A 6,008-nucleotide genomic window follows, 5' to 3' on the forward strand; every position below is an offset into this window, starting at 1 on the left:
CCCTCCGGCATCAGAAGACCCATGATTGACCAGCACCGCCTGACACATCTCAAGGAACTCGAAGCCGAGTCCATCCACATCATCCGCGAGGTTGCCGCAGAGTTCGACAACCCGGTGATGCTCTATTCGATCGGCAAGGATTCCTCGGTGATGCTGCGCCTGGCGCTCAAGGCCTTCCACCCGGGCAAACTGCCCTTTCCGCTGCTTCACGTGGACACCCGCTGGAAGTTCAAGGAAATGATCGCCTTCCGCGAGCGCATGGCTCGGGAGCTGGGGCTCGAGATCAAGGTGCACATCAATCCGCGCGGTGAGAAGGAAGACATCGGTCCCTTCACCCACGGCAGCGCCAAGCACACGAACATCATGAAGACCGAGGGGCTGCTTCAGGCCCTGGAGGCCGGCGGCTACGACGCGGCCTTTGGCGGCGCGCGCCGCGACGAGGAGAAATCCCGCGCGAAAGAGCGCGTCTATTCCTTCCGCGACAAGTTCCACCGCTGGGACCCCAAGAACCAGCGCCCGGAGCTGTGGAACCTCTACAACGGCAAGGTGAACAAGGGAGAGTCGATCCGCGTCTTCCCGCTCTCGAACTGGACCGAACTCGACATCTGGCAGTACATCTATCTGGAAAACATCCCCATTGTGCCGCTCTACTATGCCGCCAAACGGCCGGTGGTCGAGCGCGACGGCGTGCTGATCATGGTCGATGACGACCGCTTCCCGCTCGAGCCGGGCGAGAAAGTTCAGGAGCGTATGGTGCGCTTCCGCACCCTGGGCTGTTACCCCCTTACCGGCGCGATCGAATCGAGCGCCGACACCCTGCCGCAGATCATCCAGGAAATGCTGCTGGCCAAGCGCTCCGAGCGCGAGGGCCGCGTCATCGACTTCGACGAAGCCGGTTCGATGGAACAGAAGAAGCGCGAGGGATATTTCTAGTGTCCCATCAAAGCGAACTCATCGAGAAGGACATCGAGGCCTACCTTGCCGAGCATGAGCGCAAGGAGCTGCTTCGCTTCCTCACGTGCGGCAGCGTCGACGATGGCAAGAGCACGCTCATCGGGCGTCTGCTCCACGACTCGAAGCTGATCTACGAGGACCAGCTCCAGGCCATTCAGAAGGAATCCGAGCGCAAGGGCTCGGCAGGCGAGGGGATTGACCTCTCGCTGCTGGTGGACGGGCTGCGCGCCGAGCGCGAGCAGGGCATCACCATCGACGTGGCCTACCGCTATTTCTCGACCTCGCGCCGCAAGTTCATCATTGCCGATACGCCCGGGCACGAGCAGTACACCCGCAACATGGTGACCGGGGCCTCGACCTGCAATCTGGCAATCATCCTGATCGACGCGCGCAACGGGATCTCCACCCAGACGCTGCGTCACAGCTTCATCACCGCGCTGCTGGGGATCAAGCACATCGCCGTGGCCATCAACAAGATGGACCTGATGGACTTCTCGCAGGAAGTCTTCAACAGGATTCGCGACGAGTACATGGTTTTCGCCGACAAACTCGGCATGAAGGACGTGCAGTTCCTCCCGCTCTCGGCCCTCAACGGCGACAACGTCGTGGACCGCAGCGAGAACACACCGTGGTACGACGGCCCGGCGCTCATGGAGTATCTGGAGACTGTTCCCATTGCCGGCGACCGCAACCTCGACGACTTCCGCTTCCCGGTGCAGTACGTCATCCGCCCGAACCTCGATTTCCGCGGCTTTGCCGGGACGATCGCTTCGGGCATCGTGAGGCCCGGCGACGAAGTGATGGTGCTTCCCTCGCGCAAGACGACGCGGGTCAAAGATATCGTCACCTTCGACGGAAACCTGGACGAGGCCTTCACCCCGCAGGCGCCCACCATCACGCTCACTGAAGAAGTGGATGTGAGCCGCGGCGACATGATCGTGCGCAAGGACAACCTGCCCCATGTGGGACAGGACGTCGACGCCATGATCGTGTGGATGGCCGAAGAACCGATGGTCCCGGGCAAGTCCTACTGGATCAAGCACACCACGCGGCTCACCAACGCGCTCGTCTCCACGCTTCACTACAAGGTGGACGTGAACACGCTCGAGCGCGGGCAGGCCCCGACGCTTGCACTCAATGAGATCGGCCGCTGCGGGGTCACCCTCAGCGAGCCGCTGTGCTGGGACCCCTACACGAAGAACCGCAACACCGGCGCCTTCATCGTGGTGGACAAGATGACCAACGTCACCGTCGGTGCGGGCATGATTCTCGATCCCGAAGTGGGCGATCCCTATTCCGAGGGCGCCGATCTGGGGCCGGCCAAGGGCGCGGGTGAGGCAAGTGAGTACCGGCCGCTCACCGGCATCGAGCGCTCCATGCGCTTTGGCCAGCAGCCGCTCACGGTGCTGCTCACCGGGCACATCGGCGCCGGCAAGCGCAGCATCGCCTACGGCTTGGAGCGCAAGCTCTTCGAAGCCGGCCGTACCGCCTTTGTGATCGATCCCGAGAAATCGCGCGAGGGCATGGGCAAGGATCTGGGCTACTCCAGCGAAGCGCTTGATACCCTGGTGGAGCGCGAGGCCGAGACCGCAAGACTGCTGAGCGGCGGCGGACTCATCTGCCTGCTCCCGGCGGTCGCCCCCTCGCGCGCGGCGCGCCACCGTGTGCGCGAGCTGGTGGGCGCCGAGCGCTTCCTCGAAGTTCACGTCTCCGCAGCCATCGACGTCTGCCGAGAGCGGGATTCGAGCGGGCTCTATGCCAGGGCTGATTCCGGCGAGATCAAGGGCCTTCCCGGCGTGGACGGCCCCTACGAAGCGCCCGCCGAGCCGGACCTCACCCTCGCGGCCTTCGATCTTTCGCTCGGCGAGTGCGTCGAGCGGCTGTATGCTCTTCTCGAAGAGCGCGGCTTCCTGCGCGCCAGCCTCTAGGCCTTATCGCACCAGCTTCCAGCAGCAATACAGATAGACGCCGATTGTCGGATAAAACGTCGCCGCGAACCCGAACGCGCGCGCGACGGGTGAGATGGCGTAACCGATTCTGAACGTGACTCGCCCGATCACGAAGAGGATCGCCAGCGCGCCGAGCACGCGCAGGGAATCTCCATTCAGCAGCGTTGCCAGCGCCATGTGCCCGACGAATGCCAGCGCGACCTGTTCGAGCGTGTTCCGCAGATAGCGCAGGTCAATCTCCAGCGCGGGAAGCGGCTCCCCGGGGGCCTGGGGCGCGGGACCGCCCTCGATGATTCGTTCATCAAAGAACCGGCGCCTGGCGATGAGAGCGATTCCAAGTAGCAGCGTCGCCCCCGGCAGCAACTCCCAGCGCAGGGCATAGGTCAGTTGTTCGCCCATCGACGTTGCCGCGGGCTCTGGCAGGAGGCCCGGCACAAGCCAGAGGAAGAGCGCCGCGAACAGCACCGCGCCCGCCATGCCGGCCAGCACGCGCCGCCGCTGTGATTGAAAGCTCATGGGCCCAGCTTCTCACAGAAGCCCGAGAATCCGCAATCCTTCCCGGAGGTGGCGCTCGCTCACCCCCGTGATTGATCCGCGCGCGCCGGGATTTTAGGCTGGAGTCAGTCTGGGAGGGTGTCGAAAATGCCAGCAGTTACTCCGTTCGAGCTTCGAAAAATGCCGCGTGAGGATCTGGTGATTCTGTTCAAGGAACTACCGAGCCCCTCGCTCGAAGAGATGAACGGCGAGTTCGCCGCGACGCTGCTTGACCAGGGCGCCGCCTGGGAAAACCTTGTTGGCAAGCTGGCCATCAACCTTCCGGGCAAGTGGCGCTCGAAGGCGTTCCTTCCGGTCTCTTCTTCGGCCAGTCGCGGCTACAACGGGTTCGTCCTTCGCGGCCGGGATGTGCGGCGTTTCCAGATGCGAACCTCCGTAGGTGCCTCGAAGCTCACCACCGGCGAGAGCTACCACCTCGACTACTCCACCTACAACGGCGGCTATATAGGGACGATGCGCGATGAAGTCCGCAAGGTGGACGAGCATCTCTACCTTGGAATCGGCCGCGTCGGGTTTACGAAGTGGGAACGCCGCCGGTTGTTGCCGTTTCTGCTGGAAGGCCCGGATCGCCCCTTCGACATGCGCCCCTTCAACTAAGAGCCATCTCCCAAATCAGTCATTCAAGAATTTGTCATTCTTCGGGATGCAAAGCATCCCGAAGAATCGCGTCCACGCCGTCTCTACGCGATCCTTCGCTGCGCTCAGGATGACAGGATCTGGGTGATGCCTTATGAGATGACTTCCAGCCCTAGTTCGGCGGCCGGTAGGCCTCTCCGCGCTGGTATCCGGCCAGCAACGTTTCGATTTTTTTCGCCAGCTCACTCTCGCCCAGCGATTGCGCTGCGTAGAGGGCGTTGCTCGCAGCGCGCATGGCATCGTCAAAGCGTCCGGTTGCGGCGTAGGTGATGCCGAGCACGTTGAGGGCAAAGGGGTCGCGCTCGCCGACCTGCCGGACGGCATCTTCGGCCAGCACGACCGCGCGTGCAGGATCGCGGGCGGGGTCTTCGGGGTAGACCGAGAGCACCAGCGCGAGCTGGAGCGCCGCATCGGGGGTGCGGCTCATCTCGAAGGCGCGCGTGCAGGGGAGGCGCGACTCGGCCGAGCGCCGGGCGCGCTGGTAGTAGTAGCAGAGCCGCGACCAGGACTCGGGGCTCTCCCATTCCTTGAGGGATCGCTCGAGCTGCTCGATGGCGCGGGCGTAGTCGCCCTTGCTCTCGTAGACGAGCGCGGCATTGGAGCGCCCCTTGTACCCGGCAAGGCCCAGCCATCCCAGGCGCTGTTCGGCCTGCTCGTAGCGCGCGAAGTCCCCGGCAATGAGCGCGCGGGCCATGCCGAACTCGCGCTCGTAGATATTGCCTGCATAGATCGCAAAGCAAAGCGCCCCGACCCCGAGGAATGCGCGCCTTGCCCAGGCCGGTTGCGGCGCCGCGTCCTCGCGGGTCTCGTTGCGCACCAGCACGCCCGCGATCTTCTCGTCGCGCAGCTTCCAGATTACGCCGTCGAGGATGAAGTGCTGGATGTTCACCGCCGAGGCCGCCAGCGCCAGCAGGCCGGCGTCGTAGGGCAGGGGGCCCAGGAGGCTCGGGCCGAAGAGGATCATGGGCGCGATCCAGATGATGCTGCCCGCCAGCACGGCGCGCATGAAGTAGCGCGCGTGGTTGTGAGCGGGCGCGGAGCGCGCGGCGAAGTAATCGGTGATCCACAGATACTGAACGGAATGGGCGACGCCCACCCACATGAAGGCCTGCGCGCTCGAACTCACCGAGAGCGAGGCGATCCCCTGTCCGAGGCCGTAAAAACGAAAGGCCGCCGGCACGCTGAACCACAGGGCCTGCGCGAAGATGACCGCGAGGACCGGGAGAAGCGCTCGCATCGAATGGGCGCGCAGCAGCGGAATGAGCACGCTGGCGAGCGCGATGAGGTAGGCGCACAGGGTAAGCGTAAAGAGCGCGGCCTGCGCGTCGAGCGGAATCCCCAGCGAGATGAACGAGAACGCGCTGCCGGCAAAGCTGATGGGCACGTAGATACCACCGGCGGCCTGCCCGTGCAGGACGATCATGGTGAGCGCGAAGCTCAGGATGAAAGAGGCATAGAGCAGGCGCCGCGCGCGCTGGTCGGTCTCGATCCCGCGCCTCCGCAGGAACATGAGGGCGATGCCGTAGTTCTGGAGCGTGTAGTGCCAGGGGCTCCAGCAAAGATAGGTCGTGAGCAGCAGCGAGCCCACGTATTGCTGATAAAGTCCCAGGGCGAAGATGCCCCAGACGATGAGCCCCGACCAGGTCGTCCAGCGCTTGTACTGGGCGCGCGCCTGCGGGTGCTCGACCACGCGAAGGAGCGTCGCGCCGTAGTGGGGCACGCCGGTGAGCAGGATGACGGCGGCGGCAAGCCAGGTCGAGCCGCTCAGCATCGCGTCGGCGGAGATGAGGCTCAGGTAGGCGAAAACGCCCGCATAGAGCAGCCCGCAACCAAGCAGCAGATCGGATGCCGGTCCCTGCAGCCAGGGACTTAGCGTTTGTTCCTTCGCGCGCGCCATGTGGGGGGAGCATAGCG

5 protein-coding genes are annotated in these 6,008 nt (G+C 64.3%); 3 read left to right on the forward strand and 2 right to left on the reverse strand.

Annotation, left to right across the window (positions count from 1 at the left end; translation table 11 throughout):
* Positions 1-21 precede the first annotated feature (21 nt).
* The gene (cysD, locus tag KDH09_16695; GenBank protein ID MCB0221337.1) at positions 22-933 is read left to right on the forward strand and encodes a sulfate adenylyltransferase subunit CysD; all 912 of its coding nucleotides are present in this window, start codon (positions 22-24) and stop codon (positions 931-933) included.
* Positions 933-2,882, forward strand: a complete 1,950-nt coding sequence (gene cysN / locus KDH09_16700; protein MCB0221338.1) for a sulfate adenylyltransferase subunit CysN — start codon at positions 933-935, stop codon at positions 2,880-2,882. The genes cysD and cysN overlap by 1 nt, the downstream gene beginning before the upstream one ends.
* Before the next feature lie 3 nt (positions 2,883-2,885).
* On the opposite strand, the gene KDH09_16705 is transcribed toward cysN, so the two are convergent.
* A complete protein-coding gene (locus KDH09_16705; GenBank protein MCB0221339.1) occupies positions 2,886-3,380 on the reverse strand; it encodes an MAPEG family protein in 495 nt (164 codons plus the stop codon).
* Between the two features lie 165 nt (positions 3,381-3,545).
* On the opposite strand from KDH09_16705, the gene KDH09_16710 reads away from it, so the two are divergent.
* Positions 3,546-4,055, forward strand: coding sequence for a hypothetical protein (locus KDH09_16710; protein MCB0221340.1), 510 nt, complete (start codon positions 3,546-3,548; stop codon positions 4,053-4,055).
* A gap of 151 nt (positions 4,056-4,206) precedes the next feature.
* Here the strand turns inward: KDH09_16710 and KDH09_16715 are convergent.
* A partial coding sequence (locus KDH09_16715) for a hypothetical protein (GenBank protein MCB0221341.1) occupies positions 4,207-6,008 on the reverse strand: 1,802 nt, incomplete at its 5' end.

The organism is Chrysiogenia bacterium (assembly GCA_020434085.1).
In the GTDB taxonomy this organism is placed as follows: domain Bacteria; phylum JAGRBM01; class JAGRBM01; order JAGRBM01; family JAGRBM01; genus JAGRBM01.